This window comes from Corallococcus sp. AB049A, assembly GCF_003668885.1.
Taxonomy (GTDB): Bacteria; Myxococcota; Myxococcia; order Myxococcales; family Myxococcaceae; genus Corallococcus; species Corallococcus interemptor.
The window spans coordinates 15847-32900 of the sequence record NZ_RAWL01000042.1; the positions used below are offsets into that span (position 1 = coordinate 15847).

Below are 17054 nucleotides of genomic sequence, written 5' to 3' on the forward strand. Positions count from 1 at the left end.
CGTGGGTGCGCTCCAGTCCCTCCTGGCGGCTCTGAAGGCCCACTGGGTGCTCGTGTTGGGCATCGGGGTGGTGCTCGCGGCCATTGGCGTGGGCGTGACGCTCTGGTGGCGCAAGCGGCAACAGCGGGGCCCTTCGCTCGCGGGCGAGCAGAAGCCGCTCGCGTCGGGGCAGCTGCTGGCCATCCGCAAGAAGTTCCTGTCGAAGCTGCCGTGGCGCTTCCGCGCGTCCGTGCGGGACTTCCCCACGCTGGTGGTGCTGGGCCCCGCGGGCAGCGGCAAGTCGGACCTCATCGAAGCGGAGGTGGACTGGGAGCGGCAGCAGCGCCAGTTCATGCCCAGCTACACGGACGACCCGCTCCTCAAGGTGTTCCTGGGGCCGGAGGTCGTCGTGCAGGAGCTGGCGGCGCCCGTGCTGGAGGACGACTCGCGCCACGCGCGGCGCGCGCTTCGCCGGCTGTGGAAGGCCACCTTCGGCGGCAAGCACAAGGGCCGGGCCGTCATCGTCCTGAAGGTGAGCTGGCTGCTGGAGACCTCGCCGGACGAGGTGAAGCGCGTCACCCAGCTGCTGCGCGGCAAGGTCAACCTCCTGTCGGAGGTGTGCCAGTCGCCCGTGGAGACGCGGCTCGTCCTGACACACATGGACACGCTGGACGGCTACGCGGACTTCGCGCAGCTCCTGCGCAAGAACGGCGTGCCGCTGGAGCTGGAGGTTCCTCCGCGCGGCAGGGAAGGGGAGCTGGCCGAAGCGCTCCAGCCCATGGAGAAGTACCTGGCGCTGGGCCTCACCTCGCTGTCGCCGGACGCGTTCGAGCGGCTGGCGAACTTCTACTCGCGCGGCGGCGAGGCCTTCGCGGCGCTGGGCCGCTTCGTGTCCACCCTGATGGAGGGCGGCTCGCTGGCGTTCCCGCTGAGCCTCAAGCGCGTCTACCTGTCGTCGGGCGGCACGGACGCGCAGCCCACGGGCGCGCTGGCGGTGCAGGGAGATCAGCCGGCGGAGCTGCTGGCCAGGGACTACCGCTGGACGCACCTGCGCCGGTGCGCGGTCATCCTCGCGGTGGGGTGCCTGCCGGTGCTGTTCGCGTACGCGCGGTTCTACGGGTTGATCCTGCGCACGCAGGACAAGCTGGACGCGTTCCAGGTGACGGTGCAGCGGCTGGAGGAGCGCAACCAGAGCGTGTCCGGCTCCGTGGTGGAGGCCCAGACGACCGACGCGGTGAAGGCCATGGAGCAGCTGTGGCACTCCACGCGCTACTGGCCGCCGCTGGCCCACAGCTTCACGGATGAGCGGGAGGAGCTGCGGGCCCGGCTCGCGCGCAGCATCCGGATGTCCTACCTCAAGCCGATGCTGGAGAAGTGCCAGGACCAGTGCCGGCGCTGCCCGAGCCAGATTCCGGGGTGCCAGCCCGCGCCCGTGTTCACCGGCCGGGGCACCCGCGCCGCGCCGTTGCCCGTGGCGCCCGCCGCGGACGACAGCTGCCACCAGGAGACGCTGTGCCGGCCGGAGCACGTGCTCTACACGCTGGGCGTGCTGTACAGCTCGCGCAACGAGGGCCTGGGCCACTTCATGCTGCGCAGCGTGCGTGGGCCGTACAAGAAGGAGCTCGGCTGGACGGCGGAGGCCTATGGCTTGAGCCTGTCCGACGGGGATCCAGACCGGAACTGGCTGGACGCCATGGGCCTGGCGGAGCCGATGGTCGCCAACTACGTCATCGCCAGCGACAAGCCCTTCGCGGAGGACGTCCCCTGGACGCGCTGGCCCTACGGCTGGCTGACGATGGACAGCCTCCTGGGCCCGTGGCGCGAGCACCTCACGCAGCTGCAGGACGTGCTGTCCGCGAAGGAGCTGGATCTGTCCCGGTGGGCCGCGCTGGCGGGTGACCGGGAGCGCCTGCGCACGTCGCTGGCGGAGAGCGCGCCGTACTACTCCGCGCGCAAGCTGATGGACCTCATCAACGCGTCGGACGCGGAGCCGGACGCAAGCCAGCTGAAGGGCGTGGGCAGCCTGCTGGACTCGCTGGACTGGCAGCGCCAGAACCGCCAGACGCTGGAGGCCATCCTGCGCATGGAGGACGAGGCCGACACCGCCCTGCGCGCCGCCGCCCGGATGACGCCCGCGGAGCTGCTCACCCGCGCGGACGGCCTCTTCGCCCCCAGCGACGGCGACGCGCGCTACCAGGTGGAAGTGCTCCGGCGCGACTTCACGTTCCGCCCCATGGACGTGTCCCGGCAGCTCCTGGACAAGGTCCTGCGCACGCTGAAGGAGACGGGCCGCACGCCGTTCAATGCCGATTCGTTCAACCCGCGCGCGGGCGAGACGACGTCGGAAGTCGCCAGCGAAGGGGTGGGGGACGACGACACGGAGTTCGCCAGCGGGCAGGCCCCGGTGGTGGGCAAGGTGCTGGGCAAGGCCGCCTTCGACGCGCAGCTGGCCCCGCTGGTGGACGAGTTCACCACGCGGCTGGCCAAGTCCAGCCTGACGCGCGAGGAGGCCGTGGAGCGCGCCACCTTCGTGCAGGGCAAGGTGGAGACCTTCGCGAAGCGCTACGGCCAGGACCTGTACGCGACGTACCGGGGCTACCGCTTCCGCACCACGCCGCGAGGCTCGCTGGCCAGCGACCTGTCCGTGCTGCTGCAGCCGTCCTCGCCGCTGGAGGCGATGCTGCGCGACGTGGCGGTCCGCGCGGGCGTGGGCCCCCTGGAGAGCGAGTACTACGCGCCCATGCGCGAGGCGGTGGCGCCCTTCAAGCCGGTGGTGCAGCTGATGACGCCGGACAAGAACGGCGCGCTGACGGAGCTGGCCTCGTACACCACGCTGGTGTCGCAGCTTCAGCAGGAGCTGTCCGGACTGAAGCCCGCGACGCCCAAGCCCGCCGCGCCCGCGAATCCGGCGGCGCCCGGGGCCGCTGGCGCGACGGCGTCCTCGGCGGGCTCGCAGCTGGCGGAGATGCTGTCGCCGGTGGGGCGGGTGGGGCTGAGCATGCTGCTGGAGGAGGAGGACTCGTACCTGCGCCGGGTGGACGCGTGGCTGGATCAGCACGGCCTGGTGGGCGAGTTCCGTCAGCCGTTCCGCCAGCCCTTCATCGTCGTGCGCAACCGGGGCCGCGCGGAGCTGGAGCGCGTCATCGCGGAGCAGTGGACCTACCAGGCCCGCCGCACGCTGGACCCGCTGGTGAAGCGCTACCCGTTCAACCCCAGCGCGTCGCAGGAAGTCGACCCCGTGGAGCTGGAGGTCCTGCGCCGCAAGGACGGGGCCTTCTGGGGCTTCGTCACGCAGGTGCTGGCGCCGGTGGTGGAGGAGCGCGGGACGGACTGGTCCCTGCGCTACCCGCTGAAGTCGCGGCTGCTCTTGCCGCCGCGCATGCTCACCGCGCTGGGCCAGCTGGGCCGCCTGTCCAGGATGCTCTGGGATGACGAGGGCAAGCCGCGTCCCATCGCCATGCAGGTGCGTCCGCTGCCGCTGCCGACGGCGCCCACGCCGGACAGCTTCGTGACGCTGTCGTACCTGAAGTGCGGTGGGGCGGCGTCGTTCGGGTTCAACCAGCGGCCGGCGTGGAGCGAGTTCCCGCTGAGCTGGTGGAGCCCGCAGCCGTCGTCCATTGGCGTGGAGCTGCGCTCGCCGCAGCGGGATGGGAAGCGCTACCGCTCCATGGAGATGTCGGAGTCGTCGTGGAACTGCTTCCGCCTGCTGGAGTCCGCGACGCTGACGGATCAGCAGAACGTAGTGTGGGTGCTGCCGGGCCGTGGGCTGGCGGCGAACGAGAAGGTGCTGGAGATCAGCTTCGGGTTGCGCGGCGAGCCATGGGCGCCATTCCGTGGGGTGGTGCCATGAAGGGCAGGGGCGTGAGGCTGGCGGCGGGACTGGTGACGGCGGTGGTCGCGGGCAGCTGCGCGGCGCCCAGCCTGACGGTGAACGTGAAGGCGCCGCCGGGCACCAACCAGGGCCGGCCGCTCTACATGCTCATCCGCACGGTGTCGAAGACGTCCATGACGGAGGGCTACTCGGACGTCGCGGCCAAGGTCATCAGCCCGGACGAGTCCGTGCTCCAGACGGTGGTCATCTACCCGAGCAACACGAAGCAGGTGAAGGTGCCCCTGCCGCCGGAGCAGGCGGTGGCGGTGAGCTTCCTCTTCACCACGCCGAATGGAGCCTGGCAGGCGCTCTTGGACGTGCCGGTGCCCAAGACGGTGGACATCGAGCTGCAGGAGAGCCGCATCCGCACGGACCTGCCCAAGGGCGTGCCCGCGCAGGAGTCCTCGCCTGCGGCGCCCAAGGCCCCGGAAGCGCCCAAGGCGCCCGAGGCCGTCGCGACGCCCAAGTAGGGCAGGGCGTCAGGACGCGAGCGCGTCCAGCTTCGGGCCCAGCGCGTTCAGCGCGGCCGTCACCCGGCCGTTCGCCGCCGTCACCGGCTTCGCGAAGGCCCCCGCCTGGAGCTGCGCGCCAATCGCGTCCAGAGGCGAGAGCAGCTGCGGCTTCTGTCCCGTGGCCTGCGTGGACACGGAATCCACCTGCGTCTGGGCGCCCGACTTCAGGCCCTCCGCGCGCTGCTTGAAGGCCGCCAGCGCGGAATCGGCCTGGGTGGTGAGGGACGTCTCCGCGCTGCCTCGGGCCGTCTCCAGCGACGTCAGCCCGGCCGTCACGGACGTGTTCGTGGTGCCCAGGTGCGAATCCAGGCGGCCCTTCGCGGACGTCACCTGGCCCTCCGCCGAGTCCCGCGCGGACTGCATGGCCTGCACCGCCGCGTCGATGCCGGAGCCCACCTGCGCGTCCAGGGCCTCCAGTCGCTGGGGCACCTGCGTGTCCAGCGGCGTCACCCGCGCGGCCACCTGCGCCTTCATGGCTTCAATCTGCTGCACGCCCTGATCCTTCACGGTGCCGATCTGCGTGACGGCCGCCGCGACGATCTGGCCAATTTGAGTCGAGGCCTGCTCGATGCCCTGGAGGACGGACTGGGTGAGCGTGCCCATCTGCGTCACGGCCTGCGTCGTCGCCGTGTCGATCTGCGTCTGCGCCTGGGTCTGCACCGTCTCCACCTGCGAGACGATGGTCTTCTGCACAGCCTGGAGCTGCGTGCCCACCTGGGACGAAATCGTTCCCAGCTGCGTGGTGATCTGCCCCACCACCTGGCTGATGCCCTGCACGGCGGGGCTCACCAGCGGCTTGGGCAGGTCCGCGGCCGGGATGGCGTCCAGCAAGCCCATGGCGCGCTCCAGCAGCGACTCCAGCGAGCCGACGATCTGCTGGAAGAGGGTCTGGAGCTGTTCGAGCAGCTGCGGCAGCGACTCGAACAGCGCCATCACCTGCTGCTTGAGGGCGCTGATGGTCGCGACCAGCGTGTCCAGCGTGGTGAAGGCAGCCTCCAGCGTGGCCTTCAACGGCGCCTTGATGGTCTCCACCGCGGTGAGCGCGCCCTGCACCACGCCGTCGATGGTGCCGCTCACCGTGGTGATGGCGCTCTCCACCTGCTGCTGCACCTGGTCGATGAACTTCTCCACCGCCGTGAGCTGCGCGGTGACGCTGGCCACCTGGCCGCTGATTGTTCTTCCCAGCGTGTCCAGCGCCCCGTCCGCCTGCGTCTGGCCCGCCGTGAGCGACGGGGCCACCTGGGTGTCCAGCGGATCCACGATGCCGGCCGCCGCCGCCGCCGCGGCCATCAGTTGATCCACCAGCGTCTTGCGCTGACCCTCCAGCGCGGACTGCTGCTGCTGGTGGGTGTCCTTCGCCGTCGTGCCCGCGTTGACGATCTCCTGGTGCAGCGCCTTCAGCGCGCTCACCGGGTCCTTCACCGCGCTGTCCAGAGTGGACGTGAGCTGAGTGCTGCGGCCCGTCGCCGCATCGCGCGAGGTGGCCAGCCGCACGAGCACCGCCGCCAGCGCCGCTCCGAGGGTGGAGCCCACGCCCGTCAGGTCCTGCGTGAGCTGCGAGCGCGTCTGTTCAATCAGCGCGTAGCCCTGCGCGCGGCGGGCCTCGGTCTCCTCCTTGGAGCCCTTGCGCTTGGCGAGCTTCGCGTCGAAGGACTTCTTGTCCGCGTCGCACTTCTGGGCCACCTGCTGCTGGAGCGCGGTGAGCTGCCCCTGGGACGCCTCCGCGGAGGACTTCGCCTGCGCCTCCAGCCCCTGGCTCTTCGCCGTCGCCTCCTGGCCCAGCGACTCCGCCTGCGAGCGCGCCGTCGTGCTGGAGGCGGTCAGCGCCTGCTGATGCCCCTCCACCTCCGTGGCCAGCGACTGGAAGCGGGGGGAGGGGTCCGCCAACGTCACGTTCGCCGCGTTCACCTGCGCGAGCAGGCCTCCCAGCGCTGCGCTGATGGAGGGGCGCAGCGCGGAGACCTGCTCCACCACGCCCTGGGCCAGGGCCTCCACCTCGCCCTTGGCCGAGGCGAGGCGCGGCGTGATGCCGGAGCCGAAGCCCTCCACGGCCGCCTTGTGCTTCGCCACCGTGGCGCGCAGGTCGTTCATTTCAGCCCCGCGAGCGCGGCCTTGGCTTCAGCGGCCGCGCCGCCGAGCGCGCCCGCCTGTCCATCCAGCCCGTTGAGTGCGCCGGTGAGCTTCGCGCGGGACTCGGCGGCCTTGCCCTTCACCTGGGCCTCCGCCGCCGCGAGGGCCGCGCCCGTCTCCTCCGTCGCCGCGTTCAGCTTGGAGTTCACCGCCGCGGACGACTCCTTGTACGCCGCCGTCGCGTCGCTCACCGCGCCGTCCACTCCGGCGGTGAGGTCGCCCTTCGCCGTCTCCACCTGCGGCGTCACGTCGTACGTGGGCGTGGTGGTGGCGCCGCCGGAGTTCTCCTTCGTCTGGATGAGGAGGTGGCCCTCCGACAGGCGGATGATCTCCGTGTCGCTGGAGTTCACCCGTCCCAGGTTCCACACCGGCTTGTTGTCCTGGTAGTCGTGCGTGAGCGCCGTCTGGTTCGTACCGTTCTTGCCGAAGAGGATCTGATCCCCCTGGCTGTCCTGGGGCATGCGCACGCCTTCGCCCCAGTCCAGGAAGCGGTGCAGCTCCGCGTGGTCGAAGTGCAGCGCGATGAGGGCCCGCTCGTTCTTGTACGGCGGGAAGTAGAACGTCCCCGGGAACTGGTTGGGCTCCGCCGGCACGCTCACCGTCTTGTTCCAGAGCGGAATCGCGACCCGGTAGTTCGTCACGGACGTCTTCTGATCATCCACCTGGAGGTAGATGCGGTCGGAGGCCTCGCCGCCGGGGCTGTGCACCTTGCCCTCGACGTAGATGGGGTAGCGGGGAGCGCGGTACGCGGGCAGCTCCGGCACCGGATCCGACTTCTGCTCCAGCAGCACGGAGAGGCTGACCGTGTAGCCCTGCATCGTCTCCTGCGGTCCGTCGTGCGGACCGGCCTGGAGCCCCACGCCGTCGAAGGCCAGCTCCGCCACGCGGTGGTCTTCCCCCAGGCCGGTGAGGTCCGGGCTCCAGCGCCCTCCATCCAGCTTGAGCAGCGCCCCCGGGTGCAGCGCGACGGGTGGCATGTCGCTGAACGTCAGCCGCAGGCGGCGCTTGCGCACGCGCAGGCGCCCCTTCTCCAGGGACTGGCGCTGCTCGGCCTCCGCCGCGATGGGCGTGCGCACCAGCATGTCGTGCTGGATGCCCGCGACGGCCTGGGACTGCTCCAGCGCGACCGTGGTGGCCCCGGCCCCGAAGGCGTTGAGCACCCGCGTGCTGTGACGGATGACGGGCGGCAGCTCCACGTCCACACGCGCCACGTGCTTGCGGCTGAGCCCGGTGACGGTGCCCGTGGCGGGCTTCTTCGCGGAGAAGGTGTACGTGTCCTTGGGGCTGTCGTAGGTGAGCACGCCGCCGCGCGTGTCCACGAACCAGAGGACGAAGTCGTAGAAGCTCGCGGCCGCCAGGTCGTCGCCGATGCCCAGGCACAAGAGCGCGTGCTTCTCCTCCAGCGCGTCCCAGTCGTAGGTGAGCAGCAGGCCGCCGGGCTTGTGCGCGTCCAGCAGCTCCGACAGCTTCTTCGCCGTGTGCAGCTCCACCGGGCGGTGCTGCTTCCAGAGGACCCGCGCGGGGTCCTCGAAGGTGACGGTGTACTGGCGGAAGGCCACCGCCACGCTGTCCTTGTTGCCGTGCGCGGTGCCGGAGAGGCGCTTCTCCGTGACGATTCCCTGCACCACCAGCGGCGTGGTGGGCGGGTCGAAGACGCCGGACAGCGCCAGGCGCACCCGCACCAGGTCCGGCTTGCTGAACGCGGTGAACAGCGCCGCGTCCGCCTTCTCCAGCGTCGTCCAGAACGTCAGCTCGCAGCGGAAGCCCGTGGGCGTCATCCGCAGCGAGAAGTCCTTCACCTGTCCACCGGGGATGGCGAAGGCCTGCTCGCCCGCGGTGACGGTCAGCTCCAGCTTCAGCTTTTCGGAGAAGGGGAGCGCCATGCGCAAGTCACCGGGCCTTCGCCTGGACCTCTTCGCGAGTCAATGCGCCCCGGGCCTCCAGCGCGTCCATCATCGCGCGCATCACGCGGGCCTGCTGCGCCACCATGCGCTCCAGGTCCGCCACCTGCTGCGTGAGCGCCTCCACCTTCGACGCCAGCTCCGCGTCGCGCACCACCGGCGGCGGCGTGGAGGCTCGCGCGGGCGCGGCGGCCTCCGCCTGCTGTGGCGGGGCCAGCTCGAACGTGGCCTCCTCCATGCCGAAGCTCAGCGGCGTGGCGGCCGTGGAGGTGATTTCCCCGTGGTAGTGGTGCCGGATGGCGCGCTCGATGGAGGACGCCGTCGCCACCACCACCTGGAGCTTCTGGCCGGAGTGGAAGGCCAATTCCTGGAGGGACTCCACGTTGGTCGGATCCGACGTGGCCACGGTGAGCGTCTTGGTGGGCGCTTCGTAGGCGATGGGGAAGACGGTGTAGCGCTCGGCGATGTCCACGCGCAGCGCCTGGAGGGCGTGCGGGACGGGGACGTGCTTGTCCAGGTCCACGGTGGGGATGGCCAGCTGCCGCGACAGGGCGTGCACCATGGAGCTTTCGTCCACGACGCCCATCTGCACCAGGGTGAGGCCCAGCCGGCCGCCCCACTTGCGCTGCTCCGCGAGCGCGGTGCGCAGCTGGGTTTCGGTGAGCAGTCCGGCGTCCATCAGGATCTCCCCCAGCCGCCGCTTGCGGTTGGGGCCGGGGCCGGGAGGAACGGAAGGGGGAGGATTCACGGCCGGGCAGCATATCAGCGCCGGACGTTCCCCAGGCCTCCGGTGGGTCGCAAACAGGCCAGGGGGGCGGGGATGGGTTAGCCTGGGCCCCATGGTGCGAAGCCGAAGCCTCCTTTTCGCGGCAGTCCTCGTGGCCTTCACCGCCGGATGCGCCTCCCAGCGCCTGTCCGGCGCGGACCTGGACCGGGTCCATCGGCCCGCCTTCATCTCCCGCATCGAGGAGCGCGCGGGGCCCAAGAGCAAGGTGTTCCAGGAGGACGGCGCGTACTCCGACAAGCTCAAGAAGCTGGAGCCCAAGGAGGCGGACCGCCGGCTCACCGTGAAGCTGCAGCAGGCCGTCACGCGCTTCGAGCTCTCCGAACGCCTGCGCGTCACCACCCTGTCGCGCCTGCCGGAAGAAGCGCCCTGGACGGACACGGTGGACCCCGCCCGGGTGGCCTCCGCGCTGGAGAGCTTCCTGGTGGAGGAGGTGCCCGCCAACGCGCCGGACTACGACCTGATGGCCCCGCTGGGCGCGGACACCATCGTGGAGTTCGTCATCCAGGACTACGGCATGCGCAGCGAGGACGGGCGCGCCGGGGCCTACCTCAAGGGTTACGGGCGCATGTTCCGGGTGGATGGGCGCTCGGAGCTGTGGCGCCGGCCGTTCGACATGGACGGCGTGGATCAGGGCGCGCCGCACCTGGATCCGTTCAAGGTCGGCAAGGAGCCGGAGCTGTTCCGCCTGGCCATGACGGACCTGCTGGACAAGGTCGCGGACATGTTCGTGAAGGACCTGACGCCCAAGAACCGCAAGGGCTCGGCCCCCACGGGCAGCACCGCGCCAGACACCGTGCCCTCCGCCGTCACCCCGGCGCCCGCGCCCACTCCGCCCGAGCAGCAGCTGCCTCCGGGTGAGCTGCCGGATCCGGACGCCTAGAAGAGGGCGTGCTCGGCCAGGAGCACGCCCAGCCCCACGGCGAAGCTGATCAGCGTCACGGGCACGCCCACGCGCAGGTAGTCCATGAAGCCCATGCGGACCTTGCCGCGCGCGGCCTCGAAGACGATGAGGTTGGCCACGCTGCCCACCAGCGTGAGGTTGCCCGCCAGGGTGGAGCCGAGCGCCAGGACGTGCCACGCCAGCTCCGGCTCGTGCATGGCCGGCACCCACGCGCGCGCGAGCATCACGAAGGGCACGTTGCTGAAGAGGTTGGACGCCACGAGCGTCAGCGCCGCGAAGCCCAGCGTCTCGCGCCAGGGCGGCCCGGCCATCAGAGGGGAGAACACCTGGCGGATCTCCTCCGCCCAGCCCGCCTTGTTCACCCCGTGCACGACGACGAAGAGGCTTGCGAAGAAGAGCAGCAACACCCAGTCCACGCGCTCCAGCGCCTCGCGCGGTTCGTGCCCGGACAGCGTCATCACCAGCACGCCGCCCGCGAGCGCGCTCCAGCTCATGGGCAATCCGGCGAAGAACGCCACCACCACGCCCAGCAGGCTCCCCAGTCCCAGCGCGAGCAGCCGGCGGTCCAGCTCCAGCGGGGGCGGGTGCGTGTCGAAGCGTGCGCTCGGGAGCTCCTTGCGGAACATGTAGAGCAGCGCCACGGCGACGACGACGGTGGAGAGCACCGCGGGCAGGGCCATGTACGCGGCGAAGCGCGCGTAGCCCAGCCCGGACGCGCCTTGAATCAACATGTTCTGCGGGTTGCCGGTGAAGGTGGCCACGGAGCCGCTGTTGCTGCCCATGCACACCGCCAGCAAGTACGGCACGGGCGGCAGGCGAGCGTCCTCCACCACCACCAGCACCAGCGGCGTGAGGAACAAGCACACGGTGTCGTTGACGAGGAACGCGGACAGCACGGCGCTCACGAACGTCACGGCGACGAGGAGCAGCTTGGGCGTGTGCGCGACCTTGAGGGCCTTGGCTCCGGCGGCCCGGAAGAAGTTCGCCTGCGCCAGGTACACGGCCAGCAGCATCATCCCCAGCAGGAGGACGATCGTGTCCATGTCGATGGCCTGCTGGTCCCGGGCCGCGCTGTGTCCGAAGACCTCCGCGGGCGTGACGGCCCCGGCGACGACCATCAGCGTGGCGCCCAGGAGCGCGCCTCCGGGACGGTCCAGCTTGATGAAGGGCAGCCGTGCCCCGGCGATGAAGATGTACGTGAAGAGGAAGATCGCGAGTGCCACGGGCGCGGGACACTAGGGTCCACGCCTCGAGCCCGTCGAGGCCGTCCGCCTGGCAGGGAATCGGGCCGGCTACTGTCGGAGGCGAATGTGGGTGATGGGCCCCCAAAAGACCGACGCGGCGGGTCCTGACGCGCGTTGTCCTTCCGGGTACACGTCTGTACAGTGGCCGGCCCTATGAAGCCCGAGAAGGAAACCGAGGCCTTCTCCGGCCCGCGCCGCACGCCGTGGTCGGGGGCTCGCGGGCTGGACGCCGTCCTCCAGGCCTGGAAGACGGACCGGCAGGTGTGGCCGAACATCGTCCACGACGCCGTGACGCCCGCCCGCACCGGCGTGTTCGCGCCGATGCCGGAGGGGCTGTCCCCGCAGGTCCGGGACGCGCTGAAGCGCCGGGGTGTCGAGCAGCTCTTCTCCCATCAGGCCGAGGCCTTCGAGCGGGCCCGCGACGGGGAGAGCCTGGTCATCGCCACGCCGACGGCCTCCGGCAAGAGCCTCTGCTACAACCTGCCGCTGTTGGATCGCTTCGCGCGCGAGCCGGAAGCGCGGGCGCTCTACCTCTTTCCCACCAAGGCCCTGTCGCGCGACCAGGAGGAGTCCCTGCGCGCCTTCATGCGCGAGGCGGGCCTGGGCCATGGCGCCATCACGTTCGATGGTGACACGCCGGGGGACGCGAGGCGGGCGGCCCGGGAGCGCGCGGGCGTGGTGCTCACCAACCCGGACATGCTGCACACGGGCATCCTGCCGCACCACGCGAACTGGGCGCGGCTGTTCGCGAACCTGCGCTACGTGGTGATTGACGAGCTGCACACGTACCGGGGCGTCTTCGGTTCACACCTGGCCAACGTGCTGCGCCGGTTGCAGCGGGTGGCCCGGTTCCATGGCGCGTCGCCCACGTTCATCCTGGCGTCGGCGACCATTGGCAACCCGAAGGCGCACGCGGAGCGGATGCTGGGCCGTGAGGTGGCGCTCGTGTCGGAGAGCGGGGCGCCGTCCGGCGAGCGCCGGGTGATGGTCTACAACCCGCCCGTGGTGAACGCGGAGCTGGGCATCCGCGCCAGCTACCTGAAGAGCGCGGTGCGGCTCACCGCGGACCTGGTGCGCGCGGGCGTGTCCACGCTGCTGTTCGGCCAGTCGCGCAACAACGTGGAGGTGATGCTCAAGTACCTCCGCGACCGGTTCGTGGAGGAGAAGCTGGATCCGTCGCTCATCCAGGGCTACCGGGGCGGATACCTACCCGGCACCCGGCGCGCGACGGAGGCCGCGATGCGCGCGGGCGAGGTGCGCTGCGTGGTGGCCACCAACGCGCTGGAACTGGGCATCGACATCGGGTCGCTGGATGCCGTGGTGTGCGCGGGCTACCCGGGCTCCGTGGCGGCGCTGGCGCAGCGCTTCGGCCGCGCGGGCCGGCGTGGCATGGGCAGCCTGGCGCTGCTGGTGACGTCCAGCAATCCGCTGGATCAATACTTCGCGGCGGATCCGCGCGCGCTCACGGGCGCTCCGGTGGAGCACGCTCGGATTGATCCGGACAACGTGGAGATATTGGTCCAGCACCTGAAGTGCGCGGCGTTCGAGCTGCCCTTCGAGGAAGGGGACGCGTTCGGCGACGTGCCGGTGGAGAACACGACGGAGGCGCTGGACTTCCTCACGCAGCACCAGGTGGTGCACCCGTCACAGGCGCCCGAGGGCGGGCGGCGGATGTTCCACTGGTCGTCGGACGCGTACCCGGCGCACCACGTGTCGCTGCGCAGCGTGGGCTGGGACAACGTGGTGGTCATCGAGCGCGGCACGGACAAGACGCTGGCGGAGATGGACTTCCGCTCCGCGCACACGCAGCTGCACGAGCAGGCCATCTACCAGCACGACTCCGAGCAGTACCAGGTGGAGATGCTGGACCTGGAGAACCACAAGGCCTTCGTGCGCAAGGTGGCGCCGGACTACTTCACGGACGCGATGACGAACGTGCGCGTGAGCGTCATCCAGGAGGACCAGGGCGCGCCGCTGGGCCCTTCGCTGCACGCGGGACTGGGCGAGGTGTCCGTCATCGAGAAGGTGGTGGGCTACAAGAAGATCAAGTTCCACACGCACGAGAACGTGGGCTACGGCGACGTGCGGCTGCCGGAGATGCAGATGCACACGTCGGCGCTGTGGCTGACGGTGCCGGAGGCGGTGGTGCGGAGCATGGACGCGCCCCGGCCCGCGGTCATCGACGCGCTGCGCGGGCTGGGGTCCGCGCTGCGCACGGTGGCGTGCGTGGGGCTGATGAGCGATCCGCGCGACCTGGGCCGGACGCTGGGCAGCAAGGACGAGCCGGACGGTCCGCCGCGCAAGGATGGCGGCGTGGGGTTTGATCCGACGCTGTTCCTCTACGACAACGTGCCCGGCGGCGTAGGGCTGGCGGCGCGGCTGTACGATCAGCGCGAGGAGCTGCTCCTGCGAGGGCGCAAGCTGCTGGAGTCGTGCCCGTGCGAGGACGGATGTCCGGCGTGCATCGGGCCGGCGGCGGGTGGGCAGCCGGGGAGCGCGCCGTCCGGGGCGCATCCGCGCAAGCGGTTGGCGTTGGACCTGCTGGCGGCGCTCGGCGTTGCCGGGGTGCAGTGAGGAGCACGGGCGCGGCATGGACCTGAAGCGCAAGCTGTCCCGACTCACCAGCGCGGGCCCCGGCAGTCAGGCCCGGGCGCCCGTGAACGCCGTGGCGGTGGCTCCGGTGGTGGAGACACCGGCGGAGGTGGCTCGGATTCCGCCGGCGGAGGAGGCGGGGACGACCACCCTCGCGGAGGTGCTGGTCCAGACGCTGCGCAAGCGGATGTCCATGGACGAGGCGCCTCCGGCGGACGTGCCTGCCCAGGAGGCCGCGCGGGCGGAAGGCCTCGTGGATCTGCGCGAGGAGGCGCGGCGGAGGTTCGCGGCGAAGCGGGGCGAGGCGGTGGAGCCTGGTGCTTCGGACCCTCGGGTGGAATCGCTGCGCCAGATGCTGGCGTTCTGGGCGGAGCGTCAGGGCACGGCGTCGGCTCGGAAGGCGGTGGCGCCGGTCCCCGAGCCGCGGGCGCTGCCAGTGGAGGCGCGCTCGACGCCGCATGGCACGGTGCACGTGGCCGAGCAGCTGTATGCGCCGGACCATCGTCACGGCACGGCGCCGGTGGCGGCGGCGCTCGACGTGGAGGCGCGGCTGGTGGCGGGGCTGGCGCTGCATCCGGAGCTGGAGTCGGTGGACTTCACGCGGATGCTGATGCTGGACACGGAGACGACGGGGCTCGCGGGCGGCACGGGCACGGTGCCGTTCCTGGTGGGCCTGGGCTGGTTCGAGGGCCGCGCCCTGCGAGTGCAGCAGCTCTTCCTGCGGCGCATGGGGGAAGAGGCCCCCATGCTGCGCCTGCTGGCCGAGCGCATGGCGTCGTCGTCGTGCCTCGTCACGTACAACGGCAAGAGCTTCGACTGGCCGCTCCTGCGCACGCGCTTCGTGCTGAACCGCGTGCCGGTGCCCAGGGAGCTGCCGCACCTGGACCTGCTGCACTGCGCGCGGCGCGTGTTCAAACACCGGGGCGAAGGCGCGCGGCTGGTGCACCTGGAGTCGAAGGTGCTGGGGCACCACCGGGTGGGGGACGTGGACGGTTCGCTGATCCCGGAGCTGTACTTCCGCTTCCTGCGAGGCACGGACGGCTCGGAGCTGGTGCCGGTGCTGGAGCACAACCAGAAGGACCTGCTGCTGCTGGCGGCGCTGCTGGGCGACCTGGTGCGGCGCTTCCAGTCGGAAGGCACGGAGCGGCAGGACCCGCGGGACCTCCTCGGCTTCGCGCAGGTGGCGGAGCGGGCAGGGGACTCGGAGCGGGCGCTGACGTTCGCGAAGGCCGCGGCGGAGAGCGGAGGCCCGGTGGGAATCGAAGCGCTGGTGCTGGCCTCGCGCCTCTGCCGCCGAGCAGGGGACTGCGAGACGGCGGCGGCGCACCTGCAGCGGGCGCTCACGTTCGCGAAGCCAGGACAGGGCGCCATGCTGCACCTGTCGCTGACGAAGCTCTACGAGCACTCCCTCAAGGACCTGCCCCGGGCGCTGTACCACGCGAGGCTCGCCGCCCCCGTGGAGCTGCCCGACGACCACCAGCTCCGTCTTGAGCGCCTGGAGCGGCGGCTGTCGCGTCAGGGGGCCTGAGCGTCAGGGGCTCCGGCGTCGAATGCGGCGCCTGCGTCCAAGAAGGGCAGGGGGCGTGGGCGCGCCGGGTCGAAGGAGGGCGAAACGCCAGGTTCCGCTTTCTCCATGACACCGCCATCCGTGAAGGGCACGTATGGCTCCATTCCATCCACCACCCGACGGAGGATTCGTCCATCCCGATGGATGGCGTACCGCACTCCGGAGTCGAGCCCCGGCTGGATTCCTCCGCACGCCGCAGGGTCTACGTCGATGCGAACGAAGAGGACGTCCTCGCGCTGGATGATCCTGAAGAGATGGGCCGCGCGCCGCTCAGGGCACGGCGTGTCAGGCCGCTCCGCGGGCAGATAATCATCGGCTGCCAGGGTCAGGGCCCGGAGCACGGCTCCATCGAGCACGATGGGCTGTTCGGACGTACCGACCTGGAGCGCTGGCTGCTCGAAGAACTGAGGGAAGACAATCGAGCGGTCATCGTCTACCGGGACCTTGCCCGCCACGAAGGCGCGTGTGCATCCGACAGCGGTAAGCCCCAGCACCAACACCGATGCGCTTCGCTTCATCGTCGGCGCTCCTCACTCACGCACGATGCGGTAGCGCGTGGCATCCAGCCATTCCACCCGGCCGATGACTTGCCGTCCCCATCCCTTGTCACTTCGCAGCCAGCGCAACAACTCTCCCGTCGCGGGGATGTACTGGAAGAACCCGTCACACGGAGGCTGCTCCAGGCTATCGGAGAGGGAGAAGAAGGCGACGATGGACAGCGGAATCTCACCCGTGTGCGTCTTCACGGTCACACCGTGCTCGGTGGCCATGGCGACGATGAACTGGATGTCACGGTCCGACAACACGTTGTCGTAGGGATGGTTGTGGAGGACGAAGACGTAGCCCAGGCTGTTCGGGGCATAGCGCGCGTCGTCCACGTTCGACGGGAGGTTGCAGGTGCGCTTCTGGGGATCGTCGTGCAACGCTCCCGCGGCGAGCATGCTCATCTCGTACTTCCGGTCCGGCGTGTAATACAGCCAGGCGCAGTACTCGCGTGAGAGGCGCCAACGCAGCTGGAAGTTCTGCCCGGTAGGCCTGCCAGCGGTGGCGTGCGGCTTGCCCAGGATGAGAGGACACGCCGCCTGAAGGGCATCCGAGAAGGAGTCGAATGGGCCGAACGAGGGCATCGGGCCCGGGATGCTCGTCGCAGGGACTCCAGCGGAGGCCTGGACGACGCCAGGAATGGGACGGGAGGCCCCACAGCCTGCCGTCAGGGCCGCGAGGCACGCGACCAGGCCCGCTTCACGGCAGCGCATTCCGCAGCCCCGGGAACCACGCGACGAGCAGCCGCTGCGTTCCCAGCTTCACCGAGGCGCGGCCCAGCTCTCCGTCCTGGTAGACGCGCTTCTTGCCGTCCCGCTCGTAGTTCCGGCCCGGCACGTGCGCGCGGATCAGCACCGCTCCGTCCCGGTACGCCGCGTCCGCCGGCCGGTGCGCCTTCGCGAACTGGAGCGACGCCTCCGGCCCCTCCACCTGCTCGATGACCGTTTCGAGCGGGTGGGGCATGTCCGGCATCTGGAACTCCAGCGTCATCCCCGGCGCCAACTCCGGCCGGACGTCCGCCGGAAAG

General features: G+C 70.7%; 12 protein-coding genes. 5 read left to right on the forward strand and 7 right to left on the reverse strand.

Translation table 11 applies throughout. The annotated features are described in order from the left end of the window. Position 1 precedes the first annotated feature (1 nt). Complete coding sequence (locus tag D7X55_RS07125; RefSeq protein WP_121722615.1) at positions 2 to 3829, forward strand: type VI secretion IcmF C-terminal domain-containing protein; 3828 nt, start codon at positions 2 to 4, stop codon at positions 3827 to 3829. After that, the gene (locus D7X55_RS07130; protein ID WP_120550701.1) at positions 3826 to 4320 is read left to right on the forward strand and encodes a hypothetical protein; all 495 of its coding nucleotides are present in this window, start codon (positions 3826 to 3828) and stop codon (positions 4318 to 4320) included. Before D7X55_RS07125 ends, D7X55_RS07130 begins: the two co-directional genes overlap by 4 nt. Before the next feature lie 9 nt (positions 4321 to 4329). On the opposite strand, the gene D7X55_RS07135 is transcribed toward D7X55_RS07130, so the two are convergent. From D7X55_RS07135 to D7X55_RS07145, 3 genes are read right to left on the reverse strand one after another with little or no spacing between them, the layout of a single operon-like run. Continuing rightward, positions 4330 to 6453, reverse strand: coding sequence for a hypothetical protein (locus D7X55_RS07135; RefSeq protein ID WP_121722616.1), 2124 nt, complete (start codon positions 6451 to 6453; stop codon positions 4330 to 4332). Further along, positions 6450 to 8375: a hypothetical protein gene (locus D7X55_RS07140; protein ID WP_121722621.1), complete on the reverse strand. Its 1926-nt coding sequence runs from the start codon at positions 8373 to 8375 to the stop codon at positions 6450 to 6452. The genes D7X55_RS07135 and D7X55_RS07140 overlap by 4 nt, the downstream gene beginning before the upstream one ends. A 7-nt stretch (positions 8376 to 8382) precedes the next feature. Next, positions 8383 to 9141: a general secretion pathway protein GspE gene (locus tag D7X55_RS07145; RefSeq protein ID WP_233609653.1), complete on the reverse strand. Its 759-nt coding sequence runs from the start codon at positions 9139 to 9141 to the stop codon at positions 8383 to 8385. A gap of 91 nt (positions 9142 to 9232) precedes the next feature. Here D7X55_RS07145 and D7X55_RS07150 point away from each other — a divergent pair, with 91 nt between their 5' ends. After that, on the forward strand, positions 9233 to 10060 hold the full coding sequence (locus tag D7X55_RS07150) for a hypothetical protein (RefSeq protein ID WP_199746884.1): 828 nt from the start codon (positions 9233 to 9235) through the stop codon (positions 10058 to 10060). Here the strand turns inward: D7X55_RS07150 and D7X55_RS07155 are convergent. Continuing rightward, positions 10057 to 11304 carry an SLC13 family permease gene (locus D7X55_RS07155; protein ID WP_121722617.1) on the reverse strand — a complete coding sequence of 416 codons (1248 nt, stop codon included), beginning with the start codon at positions 11302 to 11304 and terminating at the stop codon, positions 10057 to 10059. The genes D7X55_RS07150 and D7X55_RS07155 overlap by 4 nt on opposite strands. A 174-nt stretch (positions 11305 to 11478) precedes the next feature. On the opposite strand from D7X55_RS07155, the gene D7X55_RS07160 reads away from it, so the two are divergent. Continuing rightward, complete coding sequence (locus tag D7X55_RS07160; protein ID WP_199746885.1) at positions 11479 to 13899, forward strand: DEAD/DEAH box helicase; 2421 nt, start codon at positions 11479 to 11481, stop codon at positions 13897 to 13899. Positions 13900 to 13915: 16 nt separating this feature from the next. Next, positions 13916 to 15445: a ribonuclease H-like domain-containing protein gene (locus D7X55_RS07165; protein WP_121722618.1), complete on the forward strand. Its 1530-nt coding sequence runs from the start codon at positions 13916 to 13918 to the stop codon at positions 15443 to 15445. Here D7X55_RS07165 and D7X55_RS07170 read toward each other — a convergent pair. From D7X55_RS07170 to D7X55_RS07180, 3 genes are all read right to left on the reverse strand, one after another. Continuing rightward, positions 15433 to 16002 carry a hypothetical protein gene (locus tag D7X55_RS07170; protein WP_147442858.1) on the reverse strand — a complete coding sequence of 190 codons (570 nt, stop codon included), beginning with the start codon at positions 16000 to 16002 and terminating at the stop codon, positions 15433 to 15435. The two genes, D7X55_RS07165 and D7X55_RS07170, sit on opposite strands and share 13 nt — an antisense overlap. Before the next feature lie 12 nt (positions 16003 to 16014). Beyond that, a complete protein-coding gene (locus tag D7X55_RS07175) occupies positions 16015 to 16611 on the reverse strand; it encodes a hypothetical protein (RefSeq protein WP_121722619.1) in 597 nt (198 codons plus the stop codon). A gap of 115 nt (positions 16612 to 16726) precedes the next feature. Then, positions 16727 to 17054, reverse strand: a 328-nt coding sequence (locus D7X55_RS07180; RefSeq protein WP_233609656.1) for a hypothetical protein, incomplete at its 5' end; no start/stop codon positions are given.

Bases quoted from the DNA above. Each gene is read 5' to 3' on its own strand.
- D7X55_RS07160 (WP_199746885.1), top strand. From the start codon at position 11,479: ATGAAGCCCGAGAAGGAAACCGAGGCCTTCTCCGGCCCGCGCCGCACG.
- D7X55_RS07140 (WP_121722621.1), bottom strand. From the start codon at position 8,375: ATGGCGCTCCCCTTCTCCGAAAAGCTGAAGCTGGAGCTGACCGTCACC.
- D7X55_RS07175 (WP_121722619.1), bottom strand. From the start codon at position 16,611: ATGCCCTCGTTCGGCCCATTCGACTCCTTCTCGGATGCCCTTCAGGCG.
- D7X55_RS07150 (WP_199746884.1), top strand. From the start codon at position 9,233: ATGGTGCGAAGCCGAAGCCTCCTTTTCGCGGCAGTCCTCGTGGCCTTC.
- D7X55_RS07135 (WP_121722616.1), bottom strand. From the start codon at position 6,453: ATGAACGACCTGCGCGCCACGGTGGCGAAGCACAAGGCGGCCGTGGAG.
- D7X55_RS07130 (WP_120550701.1), top strand. From the start codon at position 3,826: ATGAAGGGCAGGGGCGTGAGGCTGGCGGCGGGACTGGTGACGGCGGTG.
- D7X55_RS07170 (WP_147442858.1), bottom strand. From the start codon at position 16,002: ATGAAGCGAAGCGCATCGGTGTTGGTGCTGGGGCTTACCGCTGTCGGA.
- D7X55_RS07165 (WP_121722618.1), top strand. From the start codon at position 13,916: ATGGACCTGAAGCGCAAGCTGTCCCGACTCACCAGCGCGGGCCCCGGC.